The sequence below is a fragment of the Pilosibacter fragilis genome, assembly GCF_032490495.1.
Taxonomy (GTDB): Bacteria; Bacillota; Clostridia; order Lachnospirales; family Lachnospiraceae; genus Pilosibacter; species Pilosibacter fragilis.
In genome coordinates this window covers 195,745-222,174 of sequence record NZ_JAVYJB010000001.1, presented here as the reverse complement: position 1 = coordinate 222,174, position 26,430 = coordinate 195,745, and the positions used below count along the sequence as shown (strand labels likewise).

Annotated in this window: 23 protein-coding genes and 9 tRNA genes; 30 read left to right on the top strand and 2 right to left on the bottom strand. The window is 45.2% G+C overall.

Annotation, left to right across the window (positions count from 1 at the left end; genetic code table 11):
* The first annotated feature begins 101 nt into the window (after nucleotides 1-101).
* The 17 genes from ABCW45_RS00940 (at nucleotide 102) to ABCW45_RS00860 (ending at nucleotide 16,402) form a co-directional block, all read left to right on the top strand.
* Nucleotides 102-935, top strand: coding sequence for a DUF5688 family protein (locus ABCW45_RS00940; protein ID WP_485020646.1), 834 nt, complete (start codon nucleotides 102-104; stop codon nucleotides 933-935).
* Nucleotides 936-959: 24 nt separating this feature from the next.
* Nucleotides 960-2,321: a DUF2130 domain-containing protein gene (locus ABCW45_RS00935; protein WP_215630710.1), complete on the top strand. Its 1,362-nt coding sequence runs from the start codon at nucleotides 960-962 to the stop codon at nucleotides 2,319-2,321.
* Nucleotides 2,322-2,755: 434 nt separating this feature from the next.
* Nucleotides 2,756-3,124: a hypothetical protein gene (locus tag ABCW45_RS00930; RefSeq protein WP_215630709.1), complete on the top strand. Its 369-nt coding sequence runs from the start codon at nucleotides 2,756-2,758 to the stop codon at nucleotides 3,122-3,124.
* 2 nt (nucleotides 3,125-3,126) lie between these two features.
* Nucleotides 3,127-5,697 (top strand): AAA family ATPase, encoded by a 2,571-nt coding sequence (locus ABCW45_RS00925; protein WP_343220023.1) that lies wholly within the window; start codon nucleotides 3,127-3,129, stop codon nucleotides 5,695-5,697.
* Between the two features lie 29 nt (nucleotides 5,698-5,726).
* Nucleotides 5,727-6,545, top strand: a complete 819-nt coding sequence (locus tag ABCW45_RS00920) for an RNase H family protein (RefSeq protein WP_343220022.1) — start codon at nucleotides 5,727-5,729, stop codon at nucleotides 6,543-6,545.
* Between the two features lie 127 nt (nucleotides 6,546-6,672).
* Nucleotides 6,673-7,059, top strand: coding sequence for a hypothetical protein (locus ABCW45_RS00915; RefSeq protein WP_215630706.1), 387 nt, complete (start codon nucleotides 6,673-6,675; stop codon nucleotides 7,057-7,059).
* A gap of 56 nt (nucleotides 7,060-7,115) precedes the next feature.
* On the top strand, nucleotides 7,116-7,412 hold the full coding sequence (locus tag ABCW45_RS00910; RefSeq protein ID WP_343220021.1) for a hypothetical protein: 297 nt from the start codon (nucleotides 7,116-7,118) through the stop codon (nucleotides 7,410-7,412).
* Nucleotides 7,409-8,347 (top strand): hypothetical protein, encoded by a 939-nt coding sequence (locus ABCW45_RS00905; protein WP_343220020.1) that lies wholly within the window; start codon nucleotides 7,409-7,411, stop codon nucleotides 8,345-8,347. Before ABCW45_RS00910 ends, ABCW45_RS00905 begins: the two co-directional genes overlap by 4 nt.
* Nucleotides 8,348-8,414: 67 nt before the next feature.
* On the top strand, nucleotides 8,415-9,056 hold the full coding sequence (locus ABCW45_RS00900; RefSeq protein ID WP_343220019.1) for a hypothetical protein: 642 nt from the start codon (nucleotides 8,415-8,417) through the stop codon (nucleotides 9,054-9,056).
* Nucleotides 9,053-10,084: a hypothetical protein gene (locus ABCW45_RS00895; protein WP_343220018.1), complete on the top strand. Its 1,032-nt coding sequence runs from the start codon at nucleotides 9,053-9,055 to the stop codon at nucleotides 10,082-10,084. Before ABCW45_RS00900 ends, ABCW45_RS00895 begins: the two co-directional genes overlap by 4 nt.
* A 13-nt stretch (nucleotides 10,085-10,097) precedes the next feature.
* Entirely contained in the window at nucleotides 10,098-10,709 is a 612-nt protein-coding gene (locus tag ABCW45_RS00890; RefSeq protein ID WP_343220017.1) for a hypothetical protein, read from the top strand.
* 31 nt (nucleotides 10,710-10,740) lie between these two features.
* Nucleotides 10,741-11,376, top strand: coding sequence for a hypothetical protein (locus ABCW45_RS00885; RefSeq protein ID WP_343220016.1), 636 nt, complete (start codon nucleotides 10,741-10,743; stop codon nucleotides 11,374-11,376).
* 15 nt (nucleotides 11,377-11,391) lie between these two features.
* Nucleotides 11,392-11,568, top strand: a complete 177-nt coding sequence (locus ABCW45_RS00880) for a hypothetical protein (protein WP_343220015.1) — start codon at nucleotides 11,392-11,394, stop codon at nucleotides 11,566-11,568.
* Nucleotides 11,569-11,716: 148 nt separating this feature from the next.
* Nucleotides 11,717-13,123 (top strand): PIN domain-containing protein, encoded by a 1,407-nt coding sequence (locus tag ABCW45_RS00875; protein WP_343220014.1) that lies wholly within the window; start codon nucleotides 11,717-11,719, stop codon nucleotides 13,121-13,123.
* A 5-nt stretch (nucleotides 13,124-13,128) separates the two neighbouring features.
* The gene (locus tag ABCW45_RS00870) at nucleotides 13,129-13,650 is read left to right on the top strand and encodes a hypothetical protein (RefSeq protein ID WP_343220013.1); all 522 of its coding nucleotides are present in this window, start codon (nucleotides 13,129-13,131) and stop codon (nucleotides 13,648-13,650) included.
* A gap of 130 nt (nucleotides 13,651-13,780) precedes the next feature.
* Nucleotides 13,781-15,841, top strand: coding sequence for an NAD-dependent DNA ligase LigA (gene ligA, locus ABCW45_RS00865; RefSeq protein WP_343220012.1), 2,061 nt, complete (start codon nucleotides 13,781-13,783; stop codon nucleotides 15,839-15,841).
* A gap of 78 nt (nucleotides 15,842-15,919) precedes the next feature.
* The gene (locus tag ABCW45_RS00860; RefSeq protein ID WP_343220011.1) at nucleotides 15,920-16,402 is read left to right on the top strand and encodes a hypothetical protein; all 483 of its coding nucleotides are present in this window, start codon (nucleotides 15,920-15,922) and stop codon (nucleotides 16,400-16,402) included.
* 122 nt (nucleotides 16,403-16,524) lie between these two features.
* Here the strand turns inward: ABCW45_RS00860 and ABCW45_RS00855 are convergent, their stop codons facing one another.
* A complete protein-coding gene (locus tag ABCW45_RS00855) occupies nucleotides 16,525-16,686 on the bottom strand; it encodes a hypothetical protein (protein WP_343220010.1) in 162 nt (53 codons plus the stop codon).
* 33 nt (nucleotides 16,687-16,719) lie between these two features.
* Here ABCW45_RS00855 and secA point away from each other — a divergent pair, with 33 nt between their 5' ends.
* The 12 genes from secA to ABCW45_RS00795 all read left to right on the top strand — a co-directional run bounded on the left by secA (nucleotide 16,720) and on the right by ABCW45_RS00795 (nucleotide 23,101).
* Entirely contained in the window at nucleotides 16,720-19,095 is a 2,376-nt protein-coding gene (secA, locus tag ABCW45_RS00850; RefSeq protein ID WP_343220009.1) for a preprotein translocase subunit SecA, read from the top strand.
* Nucleotides 19,096-19,257: 162 nt separating this feature from the next.
* The gene (locus tag ABCW45_RS00845) at nucleotides 19,258-21,558 is read left to right on the top strand and encodes a DEAD/DEAH box helicase (protein ID WP_343220008.1); all 2,301 of its coding nucleotides are present in this window, start codon (nucleotides 19,258-19,260) and stop codon (nucleotides 21,556-21,558) included.
* 362 nt (nucleotides 21,559-21,920) lie between these two features.
* Complete coding sequence (locus ABCW45_RS00840) at nucleotides 21,921-22,166, top strand: helix-turn-helix domain-containing protein (protein ID WP_343220007.1); 246 nt, start codon at nucleotides 21,921-21,923, stop codon at nucleotides 22,164-22,166.
* A gap of 30 nt (nucleotides 22,167-22,196) precedes the next feature.
* Nucleotides 22,197-22,278, top strand: a tRNA-Tyr gene (locus tag ABCW45_RS00835).
* 5 nt (nucleotides 22,279-22,283) lie between these two features.
* Nucleotides 22,284-22,355: transfer RNA gene (locus tag ABCW45_RS00830), tRNA-Glu, on the top strand.
* A gap of 2 nt (nucleotides 22,356-22,357) precedes the next feature.
* Nucleotides 22,358-22,431 (top strand) — tRNA-His (locus ABCW45_RS00825).
* Nucleotide 22,432: 1 nt separating this feature from the next.
* Nucleotides 22,433-22,503 (top strand) — tRNA-Glu (locus ABCW45_RS00820).
* Between the two features lie 149 nt (nucleotides 22,504-22,652).
* Nucleotides 22,653-22,733 (top strand) — tRNA-Leu (locus ABCW45_RS00815).
* A 3-nt stretch (nucleotides 22,734-22,736) separates the two neighbouring features.
* Nucleotides 22,737-22,824 (top strand) — tRNA-Ser (locus ABCW45_RS00810).
* A 6-nt stretch (nucleotides 22,825-22,830) separates the two neighbouring features.
* Nucleotides 22,831-22,910: transfer RNA gene (locus ABCW45_RS00805), tRNA-Leu, on the top strand.
* Between the two features lie 4 nt (nucleotides 22,911-22,914).
* Nucleotides 22,915-22,988, top strand: a tRNA-OTHER gene (locus ABCW45_RS00800).
* A gap of 31 nt (nucleotides 22,989-23,019) precedes the next feature.
* Nucleotides 23,020-23,101 (top strand) — tRNA-Leu (locus tag ABCW45_RS00795).
* 143 nt (nucleotides 23,102-23,244) lie between these two features.
* On the opposite strand, the gene ABCW45_RS00790 is transcribed toward ABCW45_RS00795, so the two are convergent.
* Nucleotides 23,245-24,057, bottom strand: a complete 813-nt coding sequence (locus ABCW45_RS00790) for an AAA family ATPase (protein ID WP_343220006.1) — start codon at nucleotides 24,055-24,057, stop codon at nucleotides 23,245-23,247.
* 1,559 nt (nucleotides 24,058-25,616) lie between these two features.
* On the opposite strand from ABCW45_RS00790, the gene ABCW45_RS00785 reads away from it, so the two are divergent.
* Nucleotides 25,617-26,210 (top strand): hypothetical protein, encoded by a 594-nt coding sequence (locus ABCW45_RS00785; protein ID WP_343220005.1) that lies wholly within the window; start codon nucleotides 25,617-25,619, stop codon nucleotides 26,208-26,210.
* Nucleotides 26,211-26,430 lie beyond the last annotated feature (220 nt).

Below are 26,430 nucleotides of genomic sequence, written 5' to 3'. Positions count from 1 at the left end.
AAATAATGGAAGAAATCGAGAAAATCATGGAAGAAATCCGAATCAGACTAAAGGGATACCGTGTGGAAAGAACTACGGTTCAGGATGTACCGGAACCTGTCATGTTAATCGCAAATCCGAAGACCGGATACGCATGCGGCTATCTGCTTAGCAATATTCAGGAACTGTTATCCCAAGGGCTGACCCCGAAGGAGATTGCGAAGCGTTTCTGTGATGGTATTTTGGAAACAGAACAGGCACACATATACCTTGAAAGCCAGATGGAAAGTTTTGAAAAAGTCAAAGATAAACTTTTTTTTCGGCTGGCAAGTCCGATCACGGAAAGAGAAGTATTGCAACATGTCGTACATACTCCGTTTCTGGATATGGAAATTGTATTTTATGTGGAGCTTCCAGATCCTGAACATAACGAATATTGTACCCGTCCACTGATCAGCACAACTCTTGCTAGTCGATGGAAGAAATCTGCCACAGAACTGTTTCAGGTCGCCGTTAAAAACAGCATGGCAAAAAAGCCGGCAGCACTGAATACAGCAATGGAATGTCGGGAACAGGCACTGAAAGCGCAGCCGGATATCGATAAGGAGCTTGGTCTTTCCGAAGAGGAAATATGGATGATGTCACACGATAGAACTATGTATATCCTGACTTGCGAAGAAGGTTACGGTGGGGCTGCATGCATTGCATATCCGGGTACTTTGGCTTTGATCGCGGCAACTTTAAAAGACGATCTTTATCTGTTGCCTTCTGGCGTGCATGAATGGATGGTGATGTCAGGTCAATATTGGACCGATGGCATGGAAAACGGAGCGGCACAGGCATTTATGTCCCTTGGGATTCCAAAAGAGGAATTTCTGACTGCGAATGCTTATCACTACAAACGCGCCACGGACAGTATCGAAATCGTGCCGTTACCAGTTCAAATTAGTTTCTAAATCAAAAATACAAGGAGAGAAAAGATGAAAGAATATACATTTATTTGTCCGCATTGCGGAAAAGCCGTTGAGGTTGATGAGAATGGATATGCTGCAATTATTAAGCAGATCCGTGATGATGTGTTCCAGGCGGACTTGGAAGAGCAGAAACGTGTCATGGAAACAGAACGTGACAAAGCCGTGGAGCTTGCAAAAACGCAGGCTGCCATGGAGTTCCGCGAAAAGGAACACGAACTGGATTCCCAGATGCAGAACCTGCGCAGCGATCTGAAAGCAGCAAGGGAAAATGCAGAAACTGCCGCAAAACTTTCTGCCAGTGAAGCAGAACAGAAATACGGAGCCATTCTCTCAGAAAAAGAACTGGAAATTGCAAAACTGCATGAACAGGTACGCTCCGCAAAAACAGATACAGAGCTGGCAGTAGCCAAAGCGGAAGCAGAGGCGAATGAGCGCTTCACAAAACAGCAGGAAATGGTTGCCGATCTGAAGGCCAAAAATGAAATGGCCGAAGCACAGGCAAAACTGCATGAGCAGGAGCTTGTGGCCCGCTATGAAGGACAGTTAAAAGATAAAGACGAGCTTGTGGAATATTACCGCGATTTAAAGGCCCGTCAGTCCACAAAGATGATAGGCGAGACTTTGGAGCAGCACTGCGAGGCAGCATTCAATCAGGTGCGTGCCGTCGGATTTCAGAATGCATACTTCGAGAAAGATAACGAAGTATCCGCAAGCGGCAGTAAGGGAGATTTTATTTTCCGTGATTACGATGAAAACGGTATGGAATACGTTTCCATCATGATGGAGATGAAGAATGAAAACGAAACCACGGCCAGCAAGCATAAAAATGCAGATTTCCTCAAAGAACTGGATAAGGACCGCAGGGAAAAGGGCTGTGAATATGCCGTCCTGGTAACCATGCTGGAGGCAGACAACGACTATTACAATACCGGCATCGTGGATATGTCCCACAAGTACCCGAAGATGTATGTAATCCGTCCGCAGTTCTTGATTCCATTTATTACCATCATCCGTAATGCGGCACGAAGCTCCATCGCTTATAAACGGGAGCTTGAGGAACAGAAAGCACAGAATATTGATGTGACAAACTTTGAAGCCAAACTTCTGGATTTCAAGGACAAGTTCAGCCGCAATTACACACTGGCCAGCGATCGCTTTTCCAAGGCAATCGATGAAATCGACAAAACAATCGATCATTTACAGAAAGTAAAGGATAATCTGTTGTCCTCGGAGAACAATCTGCGGCTTGCAAATAATAAGCTGGATGATCTGACAATTAAACGTCTGACGCGTGGAAACAAGACAATGCAGCAGATGTTTGCGGATGCACAGACAAAGGCAGCACTTTCCGTATCAGACAACACATAAGAATATTTGCCATTTAAAACAGGATCGCCTTTTGGCGGTTCTGTTTTTTGCATAAAACCAAAACCAACACATTTCTTTCCATAATTATCCTGTGACAAGACGAACGTATTTTGAAAAATTCCGGCGTCACATTCTCGTGACTTCAGTCGTGAGTAAGACGCCGCAAATGCCAAAAGTCGGCATTTTTATTCATGGAATGGACGGATTTGCGAACATTTTGCCTGAGTAAGATCCATCTTTCTAATTGTATCACATTATACAAGCCCAGCATAAGTGTGCTGGGTTTTGTACTGTGTGCGTGTTAATCACAACAGATTGGATAGCCCTGGCGCGATTACCTTGTGCAGTTCTACATAGAAATAATTTTCTCTATTCTGCTTCCATAATTTTCAAGAATCAATAAAAAGACACAAGAGACAAAAGGAGGAACAAACATGCTTAGATTATGTTTATTGGAGCTGGATATTTTGTTTTTCGCCCATGCTGCGGCTTTCTGCATCATGGAATGGCTGTATCCAGGCTGGTGGAAAAAGCAAAAATCAAAATCCACACTTCAAAAAAAGACACAGACAATCGCGCCAGGAATGATTATCCGGTTTTCAGAAACTGCATCAGGTCATACTTACAAAGTCCATTGGATTCGGACGGTTGCGCCGTTTCAGGAAGCGGAAACACTCACTATCCTTTCTAATGCGGATGGATACGTGCTGTTTCGCAGAAGCGCCGACAACGGTGTATATGTAATGGATTGCGTGACAGCGGAGCAAATTGCAGTCGTAGAGACAGAACGGGAGGTGGCTTAAAAATGATAAATTTGTCAAATGAACAGCAAATTTTCATTCAAAAAGCTATGGATGGGAAGAATGTCCTCGTAGATGCCTGCATCGGAAGCGGAAAAACGACGGCTATTCAGGAACTATGTAATGCACTCCCGGCATATAAACGGATTTTATATCTGACCTATAACCGACTGCTCAAGCTGGATGCGAAAGACAAAATCCATAACCGGAACGTTCTGGTTCAGAACTATCATGGATTCGCTGCATATACCCTATATCGGGCCGGCATGAGAGCGGCGAACCAATCTGATTTGATTCAGACATTCTTAAGACAGCAGCCACCTATCGCCCACTACGACGTTCTTATCATTGATGAATATCAGGATATCGAAGAAGAACTGGCAAAGCTGTTGTGGAGGGTCAAGGAAAAGAATCCATCCATTCAGATTATTGCTGTTGGTGATATGCAACAGAAAATTTATGACAAGACAACCCTGAACGTGCCCGCATTTATGAACCGGTTTTTAGGGGAGAATTACGAGATCTTGAACTTTACCAGGTGTTTTCGCTTATGCGCGGAGCACGCAAAAATGCTTGGCCGTATCTGGGAAAAAGATATTGTAGGAGTCAATAAAGACTGCCAGATCAGTCACATGAAAATTGAGGAAGTCATAAAATTTTTGCGGGAACAGGAACCAAAAGATATTCTCTGTCTTGGTTCACGAACCAATGGAGATATGGTTCGCGTCCTGAATACCCTGGAAATGGAATATCCACAGAAATTCAACAAGAATACCGTGTATGCGAGTATCCAGGATGTTGATTCTGCCGGAAAGAAAACGACGCCGGATAACTCCTGCGCCATTTTTACCACTTACGATTCAAGCAAGGGACTGGAACGGCCGATCTGCGTAGTCTTTGATTACACGGAAGATTACTGGTCGGTCCGGCTCGGGCAGCCGCAGACATCGTATGAAATTCTGCGGAATATTTTCTGTGTGGCCGCCAGCCGCGGAAAACAGAAAATTATTTTTGTGAAGGGCGACACAGCGTTATTATCGGAACAGACTTTGTCAGAAAACAGTAAACCAAGCGCAAATTTCAAACCGATGCCAATCTCTGGCATGTTTGATTTTAAATACCGGGAAGACATTGAGGAATGCTATGGTCTTCTGCGGATCACGGAAATGATTCAAGCGGACCATAGTGAAATTACAATCAATTCATCAGACGGTTTGATCGACCTTTCACCGTGCATCGGCGAGTATCAGGAATTTGCATTTTTTGATCATTACTCCATTGACGATGTGTTAAAGAAAGCGTTTGCATTACAGGATATGAGCTATCTTTTTACAGAAGAACTGGAAGCAAAAAGCACGGAGGAAAAGATCCTTGCGCTGACGGCATTTGAAACCAAACAAAAACGTTATGAACAGCAGGTTTTGGTGCCGTATGTACAGGAAGCAGAAAAACAGCAGCTTCAAAAGCGTCTGGCAAAGCATTTTTCTCCGGACGAAAAAAATATCCAGCTGGAATGTGAAATCCCGTTTGCACGATCCGAAGGGGAACTCCGTGGGCTGACCGTAACCGGCAGAGCCGATGTTGTCCTTGACGGAACGGTTTGGGAACTGAAATTCGTCAGCGAACTTTCTCACGAGCATGCCTTACAGTGCGCCATGTATATGGTGGCCTTCGGGCTTGAAAAGGGCGTCCTGTGGAATGTGATGAATAACCGTATGTACGCAATCCGCATCCCGGACAAAAAGAAACTCATGGATGCCGTAGCGCGAACCATCACAAAACACGCATACAGCGGTTACTTTGCACCGACGGACATTGACGGAACCAATATCATTGAATGCGAAAAAACATCTGATAAAACAATGGATTCTGTCACTGGCTCCGGCGATAAGGCACCACACGTTTCTGCGGATATTAAAAAAGCAACAAAATCAGGAAGAAAAGCAGCCTCTGACACTGCGTCATCCATGGAAAAGGTGCACGTATCAGCACTGAACGACCGTTCAGAATATTTTGCTGTCATTGATACGGAAAGCAATATTCATGGAGAATTGATGTCCGTTGGCATGGTGATCGCCGACAAGAGAACGTTCCGGCCTATTTTAAAGGAATACCTCATGATTACGCCGGCCTGCAATAAGGCGGCGATGTATTCGTCCGCGTTACGCTATACCGGAGAGCGCGGGAAAGAATATGATGAGGTGGCTGGCAGCGAGACAGAAGCTCTGGCATTACTCAGTTTAATGCTGAATACGCTGAATATCCGGTTGCTGTTTGCTTTTAATGCGTCCGCGGATCGCAGAATGCTTGAGTTATCCGATACCTATACCTGGTGTGATATTGCGGATGTGGCCGTATACCGCCAGTACAATCCTAAAATTCCGCCGGAAATGCCAGTCTTCAGCACCGGACGTTTAAAGAAAGGCGGAAGCGTACAGGGCATCATGCGCCTGCTTACTGGCAACAAAAACTATCGGGAAACACACAATGCCCTTCAGGATGCATTGGACGAACTGAACATGATGGCCCTGTTACAAAGACCGGTGGAAGAGTATTTTGCCGCCGTGTCTAAATAACGGCAGATTATGAGAAAGGACAATTACACATGGAAAAGAAACTGATTGCGTATACAGATGGCAGCTACAACTCCACAACCGGCTATTACGGTTGCGGAGCGGTATTGATTGATGAGAATGAACAGGAGATTGCCCGCATGCACAAAACCGGGAAACCGGATGCTGGCGCAAACGGTTGGAATATTAACGGAGAAATCGAAGCTGCAGTCATGGCTATCCGTACAGCCATGGATCTCGGCTGTGATGACCTGACGATTTATCACGACTACGAAGGTGTCGGAAAATGGCCGGATGGCGTATGGAAAGCAAAGAAATCATACACAAAAGCCTACGCGGCACAGATTCATGCATTTCGTAAAGAAATTCAGATCACGTTCATTCACGTAAAAGGACACCACGGTAACAAATGGAATGAAATTGCGGACCAGGAAGCTGGAATCGGAGCAAACGGCGAGAAGCCGGATGCACCTGGATGCCAGGATGCGGACACAGCCGCGGATACATCATTTCATTCATGGCGTAGCCGATATGCGGAGAACGCTTTGGGCGGCATTGAAGGATTGAACCCTTCCTGTCGCAGATGTCTCGAAGCATTCATCTTAAACCGAACCCCGGCCTTCAAGGACTTCGCGGCGCTCCGCACAGGCGGGCTCGACCAATACTCTCGCATGCTGATTTCCGACATTGAATTGAAAATTGGACAAAAAGAAGCCGATCTGATTCGCCACATGGTCAACGAAGAACAGGATTATGCTTCAGCACTTCGTTGGAGGATGCGCGGCTTGACTGCGGAAGATGCGGCGCATAAAGCGAATGTGGATCGCGAAATCAAGAACAGAAATCATTGATCGTTCCAATACACTCCCGGATTCTCGGGAGTGTATTTTTTTTTGCACTAAATGTAATGAGTATTCTTCCAAAGCCATAATTTTCTCGAAACTATAAAAGACACAAGAGAAGAAAGGAAAAAACAAAATGTACAGAAACTATGGAGACCGGGACTTTTTTGAACACGGAGTTCTGGTGGATACAGAACATTCTGATACCTGTTTTCCAATGCTGTTATGCAGACCTTATCCGGATGCGGAAGATCTGTACCAGTTCGGCGAGGTAGAAGTGGATCTGAATGATTTTAAGGATGATGGCTGGGGTGACCGAAAAGCGATCATGGACTTTCTCGGCATGACTGAAGAAACATATGATCCGGTTCAGTTTGCCATCGGTTGCACAGAATATCATTCCTGGGATAATTTCGGGGCAATTTCTTATGCGTACGACTGGCAGCATATGGATAAAAAATCCATCTGCGAGATTTTAAAATGCCGTGAGATCGCTTCCGATCACCTGGATATCGTGTGGTAATAGCAGAAAGGAAAGATGGTAAGGAAAAGAAAATACAGAAAAGGAGAATATACGCAATGATCAAGCTTTACAAAAACGCAGAAAAGAATGAGAAAATCAAAGCCGTTATTGCAGATTTACGCAAGACCAGTAGGCCATTTTCTTTCAAGTATTATTGTATGACTGAGAGAATATCCTGGATCATGAGTCACTATGATCTGGAATCCTGGGAAATGGCAAGAAAAATTACCTGGATTTTGACAGGAGACTGTGCAAGACAGATGCAAATCTGCGAAACTATTGGAACGGACTATGCAATGTACGTTCCTTCAAGTTACTCGGCATCAAACGCAGAAAAAGGAGAAAAATCATGAAAAATACAAAAGTAACTATACCAGATAACGTAGATATGCATGTGATCGGGGCACCGGATTTTCTGACGAATCCCATGTCGCTGATGGAGCAGTGGATGTTATGCGATGAAAATGGATATCTGGAAGGAAATGTTCTTTTTGATATGAGCGAACTGGTCACGGGAGACGAGGAAACATTACTCGATTGTATGTCTAATCGTCTGGTTGGTGATCCACTTCTGTCAGATATTTCATATAAGGCAATCGGTACCACCGCTGATGGCGGCATCATCGTGAACGTCCGCGGAGATATCGAGAACTGCGATCCATCCTCCTCTGATCTGGAAGAAATCTGTGAAAAGATCAAGGCTGCTATTTTAAACGGCGGAGAGGATGCAATCCGTGACTTTATTGAGGAACCGGTTTATGGAAGACCAGAGGAAGACATCGAGGAAAGAGTAGATGAAGTGCTTGATGGCATGCCGATACTGGAGCTGATCAAGTATTTCAAAAAATATATGACTCCGAATGCGGATTCAAAACCGTCAGATTCATTCTTTGAAGATTTTGAAAATCAGCCATTTGATCGTTTTCTGGCACAGGAACGCTTCGGAACGCAGGATATTGACAGCGATTTTGCGAATCCGGACAGCGTAAAGAAACCTTTCCCGGTTGCCGGGCTTCAGTTTTGCCCAGATGATTACATGACTGCTGCAGGACTCAAGAAACTGATGGGACTGCTTGATTCCGGTGAGTTTGAAATCCTCCAGATTGACGGCGATGCAAACACCACGTCATATTTTCTGGTTTCGGCCAAGTTGTTCGACAAACTGGAACCAGACGATATCAATGAACTGAAAACATTTATTGCAGACATTCTTGATGATGCCGATAAGGAAACGCCAGACGGACAGTATGACTGGTGCGGCCACCGCATTTTTCTTGGCTATCTGTAGGGACACACATCAGCCGCTTCATTTTGCGCCTTTGGCACAGAGGCGGCTTCATACAAGGAGAAAAAATATGAAAGCAAAACGAACAAAACCGTACACAAACAAGGAACTCTTCACGGAACTATGCGCGAGAGTGGATTTACCGAAAATTCTTGATTATACCTTAGCAGATTCAAAGACAGTGGAAATTAAGAGCTACGAATGCAATTTCTGGAACTCTCTGAACTATGGAATGAGCGAAGGCATTTATCTGGATGTGGGATTGGAGTTTTTACACCCAAAACACACGGTCATCCCGCTCGGCACTTTCAAAACTCTGGAGGATAGTCAGGAAGCCATGCGGGAAATGGCAAGGTTACTTGCAGATCTTACCTATACCACATTTCGCTTCATGAATGAGCATCTGGAAGATTTTGAGTGGGAAGGATACCAGGTCAGAGGAATCAAGGATGGGATTTTGACATCATGGGCAATGAACTGTCCGGATATTGATGCTGCAATGGTGCAAGTGCAGCAGTACTTAAAAACATATACGGGCATTCAGTTATTTGACCGCAGCAAGCATGAGTATTCCTATTTCTGCCAGGGCACAGACGGTATATTGGTGAAATGTGAGACTGAAGAAGAATGTTTGCAGAAGGCTGCGCCACCTGAGCCTGTACCAGTACATAAGGCGCCGGAAGTGTTAAACGAAAAAGGAGAGAACGGATGAAAATAGAAGAAAAAGAAATTTGTCAGGAGTTAAATGTGACAGAGAAAGCATGCTCAATGGCAATGTATTTGTTCTTACGAACCATCTTTAGCAAAGAAGAATTCAGCGATACGGTGACAGAAGAATTTCGATGGATCGTTGAAGAATTCAGCAAAGCACAGACGGAACCAGCATTATTGAAGACCTTATGGAATGAACTAATCAGCGGGCCGTACATGAACGATGACGATCCAAAATTATCCATGCGATGCGTGAAGGACGAATTATCGGAATTGGGCTATGACTGGGCCATCACCACTCCAATTTGCCAGGTTCTTTATAAAATGCATGAAATCTATCTTTTCATCGAAGATGAAACGAAACCTCTGGTGCAGCTGTGGAAGCTTGGTGATAAATGCACGAAAATGACCAATGCTTTCACGAGAATGATGGATTTTCAGACAGGCCATATCGAACCGTATTTTTATGCCCGGAAATCCGAAGAGCAAGGCTGCTTGGATATTCTGACGTCGGATTATTTCGTTGGCACGTTGCGGTATGACGAGCACTCTGTGGTTCAGGAGATGTTTTTTGACCGTCATGTGGTTGATAGCGTTATTACTGATGACATGCAGAAATTTAGCCAGAAGTTAATCGGGCGGTGTCTTTCTTTCCCGGAATTCCAGGAGGATGCACCTGCAAACGGTTCTGCGATGGAACCAGAAAATAAACGCCTGATTGCGATCACACATGGTACGAAATTATACGATGAACTGACCGTCTGGGAAACAAATGCTCCCCGTAAATACATTGACCCATTAACGCTCATTTCAACTGAAATTTATTTAGACGGCGGAAACTACGGAGACATCCCGGATTTGTATCGTATTTTAACCAGCGAAGGATATTTGTTCGAGCTTGTGGATCGTTATCAGCACACCCCTACTTCATGGAAAAATCCATGGGATGGTGAGGAAAACTCGAAAGAAAAGGCGAAAAAAGAACATGCAAACATAGTCGAATGGTATTATACCGGGCCATGGGAATAATGGAGGAAAGACGATGAAAAAAGAAAACAGATCTGATGGAGTGAAAAGCACTCTGGAGGCAGAAAAAAGTGTTTTTGAGAAAAAATGCTATGAAGCTTATAAGCTTCGATGGATGATCGCCCACGGAGACACGCTGAAAGAATTATTCAATACAATCGGTGACATTGTTGCAGAATCTGTAGAAGATAATGCTATGAATGCTGCGACGGACGAAAACAGTACAAAAGCACTTATGAATGAAGCGCACGATGCTTTCATTATGGATACTGGATTCGATGGCAGTCTGTGGGTCTGCCTGGATGAATTTTTACAGGCGGAATTCCAGGATCCCGGTTACATGATGGGCTTGATCGAGCTGATGGACGACCATGAAGAAATGTGGAAATTCTACCGTGAGCATTATATTCCGGAAAAGCAGGAATATTATGTGACGATGAAAGTCGAAGGCAGGTTTATCGTGAAAGTCCTTGCGGAAACCGTTACGGAAGCCAAGGAACTGGCCGTCAATGAGTACACGGATGCGGATTTCGGAAAACTGGAAGATATTGACGGCGACTGCATTATTGTAGAAGACGTACATGGAAATTTCCTCTGGGAAACCGGGGACCCGGATCCAGAAGAATAGAATCGGCTTTGTAAGCGAAAGGAGAAAAAATATGGGTTGTTCAATGATGGTGTTTGTCAATGTGACTGAGGACGAAAATGGCTGCGATATCATCGATCAGAAAGATCGCGAAGCATTTCGTATCCGCATACAGGCTCCCGAAAACCGTGTAAAATTAGCAGAACGTTTGAGAAATAAGATGGAATACGACTTAATGGAAGATTACAAAGGACATATTGACTACATCAAAGAATATGTTCCTGATGTCTCCCAGGACAGCGACAGCTTCATTTTAGGCACAGAATTTCCAGAGCGTATCAAAACATGCGTTCAGAACTGGAACGTAGAAAATGCCAAGCAGTGTATTCGCAAGTTTCAAAATCTGGAACAGCAGGCAGAAAAAGAAGGGTTCGAAACTCTGTCGCAGTTTTTAACCGCAAAGATCAGCAAAACCGGGACATTTGAAGAAATCCATTATCCTGCATCCTTGTATGAATTACGAAAAGCACTGGATGCGGCCGACGGAATCTTTTCTTACGGCTCCCTATCCAACCTTGCATACTTCACGTACGAGGATCAAAACGGCATGGAATGGCCCTGTCATGGTGTAACCATGGAGGAAAAAGCCATGGATTTTGTGCTTGCGCACCCGGAGCGGTATGCACTGATCGAAATTGTATATGATTAGAAAATGGAGGAAAATATGTCTGAGAAAGAGAAAAAGGAACTGGATGAAATTATTGTGCGCTGCCGCATCACGAAGGACGACCTGTATATGGAAGCCGAGTGCGTGGAAGAGTACGGAGAGTGGATACATATGTCTCTGATGGGATATAGTGCGGATGATCTCCGTGAAGCTGCGGCGCGGATGACAAAATAATCTCACTGTTCTAAATGGTAGTGATCCTTTCTATGAGGTGCCTGTTTCTGGCACCTCTTTTTTATGCCAAAACCCAGCGCGTTGCATCCACATCCATAATTTTCTCGAAACAATCATAAGTCATAAGAGAAAGGGGTAATTAAACAAAATGAGTGTTACAAGAAAAGAAATGCTGGAGATACAGGAGGCAGAGCGTATGCGGCGTCTCAACGTGATTTGTGCCGGCTTAGCCAGCCGCAAATCATGGAAAGAGATTGCGGCGGAGCTAAAAACGACTGTACCTGCAGTACGGACGTGCTGGTACCGTTATAAACATCTGATTCCAGCACCGGACCCTACCGAACAGCCGGATGAGCCCCAAAATGGGCACGAGGAGTTGGTAGACAATCAGGATATTCCACGGATGACACCGGAAATCCTTAAAACATTATCCGCATTCCAAACGGAATATTGGTTTTCAGATTGGAAAGCACGCACGCCAGGCGACATCCTGACAGAGGCAATCCACGATGGAAATGCAATGGAGATTGTGGAAACCATGAAAGAACAACTTCGGTTTTTGAAAAACAATCTGCCGCTTTATCCGCGCAACGCCGTCCTAATTGAAGCAGTGCAACAGGCATTGGATCTCTGGGAATATAAACAGCTTCCTGGACAACAAAACTGTGAAATACCGGTATCGACAGAACCATGGACGATAGAAAATGAATCCGCATCAGTTAAGGACAGCACACATCTTCATCCGGAACAGAATGTTATGGACCGCAACAAGTTCGACATGTCCAAACGCTGCGATTCCATGACCGAGCTTGTACCGCATTATGGAACCCACTATCTGGTGGATACGGAAAACGTAAACGGAGCGGCAATTTATGAACTGCTTCGATCCATAGGAGATAACGATGCACTGCACCTGTTTTATACGGACGAGTCTTCCAATCTTCCATTTGGGGCATTGGAAATCATCCTGCAGAGGCAAAAGCAAGTTCATTTGGAACATTGTACCAACGGAGAGAAGAATGCGCTAGATGCCCAGATTGTCAGTGCCATGGGTTTCATGATCGCTTTCTGCGAGCCGGACAAACAGGAATTCATAATCGTTTCAAAAGATCATGGATACGATCCGGTTATCAGATTCTGGTTGACAAAAGGTATACGTGCAAGACGCGAGGAACCGTACTGCGATGGAAAGAAAACCAAAACAAAAAGCACAATCATCAAGTCTGCAACGACGCTGACAAAATCCACAACTATTCCTGAAGTGCCCAAAACCGTGCATGCAGCTGATCAGGCCACAGTGTATTACAAGAACCATCCTGAAAAACGGACACAAATGCGTCAGCTAATGGCTTGCTATATGGGTGCAGAGTTTAAGAAACATGGAATAAAGATCGGCAAATTTGACCCGGTCATGGAAGTTTTATTCCAACCATCTTATCAGGAATCAGATTTCAGTGGAAAATGCGAAAAACAGGCCGCTGCAGCAATCATGAAACTTGATCTGCAAACCATTATGAATGCCAGACAAAACATTTTTAAATACGTGAAAGGATAATGAATATGTCAAGAACATACACGGTAACAGAATATACAAATCAAGATATCAAAGAACTTGAATATATGGACTTCGAGACAGTTTTACAGCAGTTGGACCGCATCAAATGCGGATATCTTCCAAGCGGTTGGAGATACCCGAGCGCAAACCCAGAACGGGTGTTTACAGCGAAAGAGTATGATGCCACCGTTTTGCGTCAGTCAATCAATATTGCAATGGCGCTAGTACGTGAGAAAATGGAACAGGAACATGCGAGACAATTCCATGTGCCTATAAAACCCCTGTATACCGGAGAAATTTACGCGCAGCCAGTTAGAGCAAATAAAGAACAATATTATTTGATGCGAGTTACCAAATGGACCGACCATAGCAGAGATGCACAGGAAGAAACCCATAAATGCTTTTACGTTCATTCCAGCATTCGTAATGCCGTTATGGAAAAACTGAGGTCAGAAGAATGGTGCAAAACCTTGTTCCAGTACGACAGCGATGAACATTTCAAGAAACTTCCAACATCCCTGCGATAAATTTGTATATGAGCTAAACTGCTATGCGCAAACACATGTTTGTGCTACAATGAGTGAGAAAGAGAAACAGTGCTCATGATAATAGGTAATGCAAAAAAAAGATGGATTTGAACATAAAAGGAGATAAAATATGGAAATCAGAACATTAACAGATGCAAATAAAGATGTGCAGGCACTTTTAACCAGAACCCTGAAAATTGCAGCAGATCAGTATTACAACACAGGCGCTGCCTCCATGTCAGATTTTGAGTTTGATCGCCAAGCGGCCAGACTCAAAGAGATGGAAATAAAAAACGGATTCGTTTATGAGGGAAGTCCAACCATTGCTGTCGGGGCGCCGGTAGCCGTAACAAAACTGAAAACTGTGCGGCATGAGCAGCTCGCGCAGTCACTGGATAAAGTCAAGTACGTAGAGCGCGAATCCTTGCTTAGCTGGCTGTCCGATAAACCGGGCATGCTTTCCTGGAAAATGGACGGTCTGACTGTGGTAGCCACCTATGACAACGGAAGACTGACCAGTGCTGTCACAAGAGGTAACGGAGAGGAAGGTGAGGAAGTCACACATAACGCGAGATTTTTTAAAGGGCTTCCTGAAAAGATCGCAGACAAACGCCATATTGTAGTACGCGGCGAAGCGGTCATGACGTATGCGGAATTTGAGCGCGTCAACGCAGAAAATGATGGGATTTACGAGAACGCCAGAAATCTGGCTGCCGCAACCGTTCGTATGCTTGACAGCCGTGATTCCAGAAAACGCGAAATCCAGTTCTATGCCTTTGAACTGGTGGAGCCAGATGCTTCTGTCAAGACATTGCGATATGAAGATATCCGTTTCAGCTTTCTGCGTGGCCTTGGCATCCAGACGGTAACAAGTTGCCTGACTGACCGTGAGCATATCCTTGCGGATATTGAAAAATGGCAGGAACAGTTAAAAGACAATCCATGCCCAACGGATGGACTGGTTCTTGCCTATAACGATCAAGAATATGCAGCCAGCCTGGGAAGTACAGAGCATCATCCGCGTGGCAGCATTGCCATGAAGTGGACGGATGAAACAAAAGAAACCACTTTACGTGATATCGAGTGGTCCGTCGGGAAAACCGGCGTCATCACTCCGGTGGCAATTTTTGATCCGATTCGTCTCGGTGCGGGTTCCACAGTAACGCGAGCTTCCATGCATAACTTATCCGTCATGGAAAGTATTCCTTCGGAAGAGGAAGATACACCTTCCACACTGCAGATTGGTTCAAAAATCCAGGTTGGCTTGGCAAACATGATCATTCCACAAGTCTACACACAGACTCCGGGACAAGCTGAAGCCATGCATCCCATTCATGTGCCAGAAACCTGCCCGGTGTGTGGTGAAAAGACTTTACAGAAAAACCGTAACGGCGTTAAAGTGCTGTATTGCCCAAACGCTGGGTGCCCAGCAAGGACAAGAGGGATGTTAGTAAATGCGTTCAGCCGTTCAGGACTGAACATAAAAGGACTTGGACCGTCCCAGATTGAGGATCTGCAGCAGACCGGCTTACTGGAACTTTATCCAGCAGAAGCATATACATTAAAAAAACGTACCAACGGAACGCTTCCGGCGGCATTAGCGGCGAAAGACGGCTGGGGCGAAAAATCCTGGAAAAATCTTCTGGATGCCATTGACACTTCCAGAAAGACAACACTACAGAAAATCCTGTTCAGTCTGGGAATCCCGCTGCTCGGGAATGACCTCTCCAAAAAGTTATCTGCTTTCTGGGAAGGAGATCCGAAAAAGTTCTTGGAATATTATGAGAACCCGTCTTACGAAACCTTAGTAGAATTGGATGGCATCGGCGATGTCAAAGCATGTTCTGTTTATGACTGGTGCCGATTTACGAAATCAGACGCCGTGAAGAACCTGATGATTCATATTCTGATGGAAGAACTGGAAGTGGAGAAGCCGGCTCAGAAAGTAGATCAGTCTTTAAAGGGACTGACATTCGTGATTACCGGAAATGTCCACATCTACAAAAACCGCGACGAATTTAAAGCTTCTGTAGAAGCACGTGGCGGCAAAGTTTCAGGATCTGTTTCTTCCAAAACAACGTATCTGGTCAATAATGATCTGGAAAGCACGAGTGGGAAGAATAAAAAAGCGCATGAACTGAATATTCCGATCCTGTCGGAAGATATATTCGTTGCAAAATTCGGAAAATAACCATTCATCATAAGCTCCCTTACAGGCACAAAAGCAGTATCTCCTGTAAGGGAGGAGATACTGTGGATAGGAGAAGAAATGTTTATATTAATGTCCGTAACCAGGGATGAACTAAGCATTAGTGAGAATTTCTGTGCAACAAAACAGGAAGCGGTTGACGCTATGGTTAAAGATATTCTGCTGATGACCAACTATGCTTCTTTGGATGAAATCATCAAGGCGTCAGAGAACGATGAAGCCGGATTCTCGGATGACGAGGCTTGGGCAGAAACCAAACAGTTTGGAACAGGACAGTGGAAAATTGTGGAAATTCTGGGCGTAGTTGAAAGCACCGATGGTATGCCTGCAAAAATACAGCCTTCCGAAGTAAGTTCATCAAAAAGGAAAAAGGCAAAGTGGGAGAACCGTGCACAATACAACGATTATTTGTGGACACAGTGTTCTGAATGCGGATATCGAACGGAGATGTACAATGCCGTAGAAGCCGGACGAAGTGACGCAGAGTACGTTGCTGTAAAATGGCTCTACTGCCCAAAATGTGGATCAGAAATGTCTGTGTAGACTAAATAATGCATATATCTGCAGCAGATACCCAAAATCTGATAGGACTGTCAGAAACTTGACAGCCCTATCGTTTCACTCTATACTATGTATCCATAGAATAACTGCACATAAGGAGGAAATCAAATGAGCGAACGTGCGCAAATACTATTCATGCAGACTCGGCTGATTCGATTCGCTTCTGAAAGTATCTGGACGAACAAAAGAACAATAATCCCTAATACGACAAAGAGGACTGCCAGCCAGTCCTCTTTTTTGACCAATTTTCTTTTATTTTCACCCATAATTCCTCCAGAAAATTAACAAGGAGGCTTTTTATGCATATCTTCAAAACACATAGTGAAAGAGTATTGAAAAAGGTAAAACCAATCGTAAAGGAGATTCTGCGTCTTGACTCTGCCATGCAGCAGATGTCCGATGAGGAACTGAAAGGGCAAACAGAAAAATTCCGACAGTGGATCCGTGACGGCAAACCGGTTGCAAAAATTCTACCGGAGGCATTCGCTGTAGTCCGCGAAGCTTCTTTCCGTACATTGGGCATGAAGCAGTACCCGGTGCAGTTACTGAGCGGCCTGATGTTATATAATGGCTGCATTTCAGAACAGAAGACTGGTGAGGGTAAAACACTGGTATGTGCGGCTCCTGCATACTTAAGTGCTCTGAGCGGAAAACCTGTACACGTTGTCACCGTAAATGATTATCTGGCAAAGCGTGATGCGGATGAGATCGGGCAGATTCATCGTTTCCTTGGTCTTACGGTTGGCTGTATCCTGGGCGAAATGTCGCAGGAGGAACGCCGGGCGGCATATGCGTGTGATATCACATACGCCACAAATCATGAGCTGGGGTTTGATTACCTCCGCGACAACATGGCTATGGACGAAAGCGAGACAGTCATGCGGGGACTTGGTTATGCCATCATTGATGAGGCCGACTCCGTACTGATCGACGAGGCCCGGACACCGCTCATTATTTCCGGACAGGGTGGAAAGTCCACAAAAATGTATGAGATCTGTGATGTGCTTGCCGGGCAGTTGGAGCGTGGAACGCAGACAGAATTTTCTGCCACAAAAATTTTTGATGCGGATGAAATGAAAGAAACCGGGGATTATGCTGTTGATGAAAAGGAAAAGAATATTGTCCTGACCGCAAACGGTATCCGCAAAGTAGAACAGTTCTTCCACATTGATGACCTGTCAGACCCCAAAAACCTGACCATTCATCACCACGTGATTCTGGCTCTGCGGGCGAAAGAGCTGATGAAACGCGATAAGGATTACATGGTGAAAGACGGTGCCGTCCAGATTGTGGACGAGTTCACGGGGCGCGTGATGCCGGACCGCCGTTATTCGGACGGACTACACCAGGCTATTGAAGCCAAGGAGGGCGTGCAGGTGATGGAGGAGAACCGAACCTACGCTACCATTACTTTTCAGAACTTTTTCAATAAATATGAGAAGAAATCCGGAATGACCGGCACCGCCATGACTGAGAAAAAAGAATTCCGCGATATTTACGGTATGGATGTGATTGCTATCCCGACAAACCGCCCGGTGATTCGTGTGGATCACGAAGATGCGGTATATAAGACCATGGATGAAAAGTACCGTGCCATTATCCACAAAATCAAAGAGGTACACGCAAAAGGACAGCCGGTCCTTGTCGGCACTACGGATATCAAAACATCCGAAACTCTGTCCGCCATGTTAAAAAAAGAAGGATTAAAACATGAAGTCCTGAATGCAAAGAACCATGAACTGGAAGCAGAGATTATTGCGCAGGCGGGCAAACATGGAGCGGTGACCCTTGCGACCAATATGGCCGGCAGAGGCACGGATATTAAGCTGGATGATGAAGCCAGGGCAGCCGGTGGTCTGTATGTCATTGGAACCCAGAGACATGAATCGCGCAGAATCGACAACCAGTTGTCCGGCCGTTCCGGCAGACAGGGGGATCCCGGGGAGTCAAAATTCTATATTTCCCTGGAAGACCGGCTTATGGGAATCTTTGCAGGTAAAAACATGATGGATCTTTTTAACAGCATGGATATCGAAAAAGATGAGGAAATTGGCAGCCCATTGCTTTCCAAAGCAATCACCAATGCGCAGAAAAAAATCGAAAGCCTGAACTTTGCTTCCAGAGAACAGTTACTGAAATATGATACGGTAAACTGCAGACAGAGGGAAGAACTGTATGAGATGCGAAATATTTTCCTGAAAAACAGCAGTGTGGAAGATGTGCTCCTGTATTATGCGGATGGTTTTATTGCGGATACCTTAAACGGCGATAATCACACAGACATGCATAAAATTTGCGATGTGCTTGGTGTCCGCCCGAATGCAGATTTCCTGGCAGATGGCCACAAAAAGAATACCAAGGATCTTGAACAGGAACTGAAGCACCTGGTTCGGGAACATTATAAGAAAGTGGAAGTAGAAGCCGGCGGAGAAGAAGCCATGCAGAGACTGGTACGCCGTACCGTGCTGCGCGCGATGAATGTGAACTGGATGCGGCATCTGGAAGCTATGGATAAACTGAAAGAAGGAATCGGTCTAATTGCGTATGCGCAGACAGATCCTCTGCTGGAATATCAGAAACGTGGAGCCGTTTTATTCGAGGAGACACAGAGGCAGATCCGCGAAGATGTACTGAGAGAGGCGTTAAACAGTCGAATGATTCGAATTGCATGTTAAATGTGTCTAAAAACATAGATTCTACTTATCCGCAGATTTACGCGATCTGTCACAGCATAATGTATATATTATAATTATAGATAGAACAGGATACCGAAAGACGCAGTAAGCTTGCCTTTCGGTATTTTCCGTATACAAAACATTCAAAAGGAGAACCCATATATGCAGAACTTACAGTACCGACCTTATCAGGAAGAATGCCTCGATGCCATTGAATCCGCCGGAGCTGGAAAACACCTGATTGCTTTGGCAACCGGTCTTGGTAAGACCGTGATATTCACCGGCATTCCAAACCGTGGACGCACACTGATCTTGTCACACCGGGATGAACTGGTACGCCAGCCGGAAAAATACTACAAAGGAAGAGGAATAAGTTTTGGCATCGAAAAGGCAGATGAGCATGCCAATGGTGAAGACATCGTTTCCGCGAGCATACAGTCCTTATCACAGGATACAAGACTGAACAGTTATGCTGCTGATACATTTGATACCGTCATTGTAGACGAGGCACACCATGCCGCCGCACCAACGTACCGAAAGGTACTGGATCATTTTTCAGGCGCAACTAGAATTCTCGGTTTTACAGCAACCCCCAAGCGAGGGGACGATATCGGTCTGTCATGCGTTTTTGACGATATTATCTTTGACAGGGATATCCGTTGGGGCATTACGCACGGATATCTTTCACGCATACGCTGCGAAGAAATCCGCGGACAATACAGCCTGGCTGGAATCACGAAAACAAACGGCGATTACAGCGCGACGCAGGTAGAAGCCGCTCTACTTGGCGATAATGAACTGGGTGTAATTCCGGTAGCGGCGAAAACATATATTGAGAAATGCCATAACGCAGGAAAGCATACAATCATTTATTGCGTGACAAAACGGATTTGCATGGTTTTGGCAGAAACTTTGAAAAAATCTTTACCAAAATCGGAGCATGATACCATACGGGTCATTCTTGGCGACACGCCTGGAGACGAACGTACAAAAGCTCTTGCGGATTTTCAGAGCGGAAGCGTACGGTGTCTGATTAACTGCATGGTTCTGACAGAAGGAACAGACTTACCAATCTGTGATGCAATCCTGAATCTGCGCCCTACCTGCAGAAATACCCTGTATCAGCAGATGGTTGGCCGCGGAACCAGATTGTATTCTGAAAAAGAATACTGTTTGGTGATCGATATCATACCGGATAATATAGAATCCTCTCCGCGCTCGCTTTGTACAGCACCGACCCTGTTTGGTCTTGACCCAAAATTATTAAGCCCCGGGGATTATAAAAAGCTGACAGAAGATGAGGATCTCCTTGAATTTTGTGACCGTATCAGTCTTCTTTGCAAGGAAGCATCGGAAAGAATTGCCATCATCAGCCAGAACGTGAATCGATTTGTAGAGGAAACAGAACATCTGTTTGCAGAAGCGAGAAATAAAGATATCTCAATTCTGGCTAGAAATCTGAATGCTCAAAATAAGAATCAGCTGGAAGGCGTAGATTTATCTGTATTCGGAGATCTGAATGTGGAAGTATTTCCAGATGAGCGAAAACGATACCGGATTCGGCCAAACTGGGACGAAGAAATCTGGATTTCGGAACCTGATGTACTTGATGATGTGATTATCCAGTTTCATCTAAACAAAAAATATGATCCATCAAAGAGGAATCTAACTGCAAAAATGAAGCTTCAAGATGCCGTACAGTTGGCTTATCTTTATTGCGTTGCGCAGCCGGATTATCTTTCCTATTCATGGAGTCAGTCGGCAAGACGCGTCTGGGGATGTGCGGATGCAACCGAAGCGCAAAAACATAAACTATTTCATACATACCTTAATCAGGACATACATGTGCCACCGAATGTAAAGATCAATAAATTGGAAGCATCCAATCTAATTGACCTGTCAATGGAATATAAGCGCAATTTAAAACTTGCTGAAGCATTCAAACAGGCAGAATCCGGAAAGAAAACAAAAAAGGCCGCTACCGCAAAAATACTGGTAGATTCATACGTGAAAGAATCAAGTGGGGAGATCACTCTTACGAAACCGGAAGTGTTTCAACGGTTCAAAAATGAAATATGCCTACATGGAGAAAACATGATTAAAACACAGGTGGAAAAGAAAAAACAGGAAGCAAAAATTTTGGAAGAAGCAAAATCAAATCATATTATGCCTGTATTGCTAACCTGTTCCATCGGAAAGGGTTTACCGGCTACGCCGCGGCAGATCGGATTTGTAAAACAGCTGCGTAATGAAACCGGTGTTTTTCTGGACAAAAAAGAAACGGAATTCGATAGACTTACCAGAAGACAGATTAGCTTAATGATTGAATTTTTACTGACGGTCAAAAAACTGCCGGAACAGATTTTGCTGCATACTACATTTCCAGATGCTTGGAAAACATGCTTACAAGCTGAAAAAACGGGAGAAGTGTCATTCAACTTCAAAAAACTGTATAAGGAGTAGCATTTGCGGATTATACCACAAGTATAATGACAACCAGAAAAAAGTATGCTATGATACTGACATAAACAACAAGGGACAAAAATCAGAAAGAAAATCCCGGAAAGGAAAAGAACTATGAGAAAGAACATGTTTGCATTGTCATATCTGTATAGCCTCAGTCATTTATCACTCGAACATAGTTACGAGGGATTATTTGAGATGTGCTCATACAGGTTTCAGACATTATGCAAAGATGGGTCTTTAGGTCCGGGCATTTAAACTGCAGCGATTTAAGTATCGTCATGCATGATAAATATCTTTTTCGCATAAACCGTTTGTCCTGATGGGCAGACGGTTTTTTAATGTGAAAAGGAGAAAACGAAATGCCTACGATCGATATGACAGCAACCGGGAAAAATATAACCAGAATGATGAAAGCCGCAGGAATGACGGTCAAAGACCTGCAGGAAATCTTCGGATTCGCAACACCGCAGGCCATTTACAAATGGAAGAATGGGACGGCCATGCCGACGATAGATAACCTGGTTATCCTGGCAGTAACCCTTGGATGTAAAATTGACGATCTGTTGATCGTTGATATGCCCGCAGAGGGCAGAAAAACAGCATAACGGGACGCGAAGCGCGCCCCGGATATATAACGGTGAGTGGCCCAGTAGCGACGGCACCTGACTGTAAATCAGGCACATGAGAAACACGGAGGCGCACATCCTCCCTCACCGATTTATGGCTCCATAGTCAAGCGGTTAAGACGGCGGCCCTTCACGCCGCAGGCACGGGTCCGATACCCGTTGGAGTCACTGTGGCCATAGTTCAACGGCAGAACGGCAGATTGTGGATCTGCTCATCGGGGTTCGATTCCCCGTGGCCACCCCACGGTCCCATAGTCGAGCGGTAAGACAACGCCACCTCACGGCGTAAACTCGGGTTCGATCCCCGATGGGATCACTGCACGATGGCGAAATGGGAAACGCGTAGGAAGCAATGGGATGTATGCAATGGCGTGCAGAAATCGTGTCCATAAAAACAATTCGTTGTTTGGACATGGTGATGCGGAGCATACCTGCAGAGTTCGATTCTCTGCTCGTGCAATAAATGCTGATGTGGCGAAATGGCAGACGCGGTTGGCTCAAACCCAGCTGGAACAATCCATACCGGTTCAAGTCCGGTCATCAGTATCTGTGGATCTGGCTCAACTGGTACAGCACTGGTCTCGAAAACCGGCAGGCGAAATGGTTCGTCGTGAGGGTTCGACTCCCTCGGTCCACGCTTTAGGCCGTCATGGTGGAACTGGTATACACACTTGCCCAAGGAGCAAGCGCGAAAGCATGTGGGTTCGAATCCCACTAACGGCATTACGGAGATTTGGCGGCAGCCTTGAAAACTGCAGACCGGGAGATCTCGGTTCCTGGGTTCAAATCCCAGATTCTCCGCTTACATAAGAAAAATGCCGCGATCGTTTTGGCAGATGTGGCGTAATTGGCAAACGCATTCGGCTTAAACCCGGATGGGGACACCCGTGTCGGTTCGAATCCGACCGTCTGCACTAAAAAATAAAAAATATTTTAAAAAGATACTTGCATTTCGAACACCAGACTCATTTTCTGGTGATAGCGGGTTCGACTCCCGTTCCCACAAATCTGCCCGTCGGTCGTCCGGCGGGCTTTTGCTTTTCTTGGCGGATAAAGGTTATACCGCCCCGGTTACCTCGGCCGTGACCCTACTCACAATCTGTTCGATCAGGTATTTCGTGATGTCGGACTGCGTGTGGGCATCATTTGCGTAACCCAGGATCTCATCCGTCAGAAAGTCCGGATTAACACTCTGCATATATGCCTGTATCATGGCTTTTCGCTCTTCGTACTCAAATGGAAGGAATTCTTCCTGGCGCTGGAAACGTCTTAATAATGCCGGATCCAGACGGTCGCGGCGGTTCGTGGCAGCGATGACTACCTGTCCGTCAACCAGACTGTCCAAAGACTGCATCAGTGCGATCGTCGTTCTTCCGAGTTCTCCGTCCACGCCATGGTCATGCCCTCTTGCGAGTCCGATGCAGTCGATTTCATCAAGCATCAATACGCATTTCTCTCCCTTGCAATAATCAAATACCTGATTCAGGTTCTTGGCCGTCTTTCCGGTCCCGGGGACTCCGTGTAACAGCGTACTATTGGTGTATGGGATGCCATACGCCAGCATTTTGGTCGTCACATCGGCTCCCATCTTGATCTGGCTGTACAGAGCCCGCTGTTTGGCACCGAGATAGTACCTGGATTCATTAAAATCGGACACATCCTGCATCAGTATCAGTCCTTTTAAGTTTGTCGGCAGCTCAAACAGGGTTGTTGTCCCGTTTTCCAATAATTTTTTATAATATCCGGTTTTTCCTGCATTCTTTTTGGTTGTATCATTCACGCAGCAGGCGATCGCTGCCTGTTTTGCGTCCTGGATACGGTTTTCCGCCAGGGCGCGGATGCATGAAAGCATAAGATTGTCCATTCCCATGTCCATTATCCTTTCTATTCTGTGATAAACAAATTATGGAAGTGGGATAGAGAAAATCAGGTGTGGTTATATAGAATAGCTTTCAAATTGCTAATATTCATTTAGCATTTTGAATTTGCTAGTAAGTTAACGTTCTTTATATGTCAAAATTTATTTCGGTCACAATGTTAGAACGAAGCATTTTTTCTTTTTCTAAAAAGTTAAGAGTCCTATAAGTAAAATATGGTACATTGTTTACTTTCGGTATAACGTCTCACCTCCCATTTCCCCATATCAGCCCAAACCACGCACTCACCCTTCGTCAACACAGTCGCAAGATCATATATCCGTAGACTCCACCCATTCCATCCGCCTGTTGGCAACACCAAGTCACCATCCATCAACATTCCTCGGCCAATGCACCAATGCCAAACCAATATCAGTAGTAAAAACAAAGAATAAAAAGAGCCAAAAAAGAAAAATTATTTATTTCATATCCGCAATTTACATCCAATCCCATATCAAAAAAGATTATACAGTGGTGCATACCAACAGACAAAATATCAGAAACAAAATAAAAACCAAAAAGATATCAGCTTCGTGATAATCAGCGTACCGGAAGATATCAGCATACGTGATAACAACTGGGCTGCGGATATCAGTATACGTGATAGTCACCGGAGCAGAAAATATCAGCTTCGTGATAGCAACGAATTCCACAATACTATCACGTATGTGATAGCTTTCTCTGGATCTGCAAGAAATCAATATATCAGCTTACGTGATAACTTCCACACAAAAACCAGCTGCGAAAGGTCCATAAAATGACGTATTTAGGTCTTCAAAAAAGCCAAAAAATGGGCCGATTTTTGGCCAAATACGTCAAAAGTTGGACCTTTCACGTCATTTGTTGGACCTTTCGAGATCGGGAAAGAACCCGGAAACCCGCACAGCGTAAGGGTTTGCGCGCAATAAGCGGCTGCGCCGTAAACAGTATTTATAAACAACACGAAAAAAATTTCGTGGCGGAAAAAATTTTCCGACCGCCAAAAAGTTTAAAAAAGAAAAAGAAACTCGTAAGCAAAAACTATATCGTAGAACAAACCACAAATGGACTCCGCTGCGATAAGCTTACGGAGCCGGTTCCCCATAAGCAGAACCGACCGACCCAGCCACTGTTAAATGACCCAGTAACAGTGTCGACTCTTGGAAAGGCATCAGCATCCTCTACATACTGAACCCTTTTGGAGAATGTGGATTGTCTATGGCGAAGTTACTGGAGAAGGACAACGTAGTGGCAGAGATCACATATCCTTTTTTGAAACGCATGGACAGACCGCCACAATATCCCATCCGCAGTACAGATGCAGGTATCGGAATACAGAACCATACTGGTTATCAATAACCGAGTCGTATACGCTGCCTCCCATCATGTGGAGAGGCGGAACTGGCATTGTGTAATGCATCGGTTAACAATAACTGTATCGGCAGAAATCACATCCCTTGCGGAAAGGCTTCGTATACATCAACCGGTTGTCTTCTTTGCCAATGTATGGGTTCGGACAGAAAAGAACACTCCCGTGGTTCGGAATCAGACGATCCATATGAGGAATCCCATCGTTTCCTACGATTTCTCGGCGAAGTGCTATAAATTCCCAAGCTACCTTCGGCGGGCGGCCATTGTGGAAGCGCTTGGCAAGGTTTCATCCTACCGGAGCAATCTGGCGAACTGGGAAGCAGCGGAGTCGGCAAAACGCGGGAAGCAACCGTCACTGCCGCAGGTGGGATACGTGTATCCGGCCATGTACCGTTCCGGTATGTTTGTCTGTACCGAGATGTATCGGGCAACGGTAAATGTCTTTATCCGCAATACCTGGGACTGGGTTCTGGTAGATTTCAGAAAGAGTGATGCGGATTACATTCTCCGTCGTTGTAAGAACTGCAAGGAATGTGTCCTGGCCTTGCAGAAACGCGGAAAGAAATGGTTTCTGGACTTCGTATTCCAGACATCCGCGAAGCTTCCGGATGTTCCCATCAAAGATACCAGTATCCTGGCAGTGGACTTGGGACTCAGCAGTGCGTGTACGTGCAGCATCATGACCCGGAGCGCACGGTCCTCGGAAAGAAATTTCTTTCCCTTCCGGGAGAATGCGACTCCCTGGAACATGCGGTAAACCACATCAAGCACGCACAGCGGTTATGTGCCGGCGTACTCCAGGACTGTGGAGACAGGCGAAAGGCATCAATGATGACATTGTGGTCAAGACCGCGCGGTTCATCGTGAATATGACAAGGAAGCAGCGGGGTCATGTGAGGTAAGGAAGCGGATCTTCTAAGCTATAGCCTCTGCCGGTGCCAGACAGGGAAGCAGTACAACTGCGACCTGAACGCGTC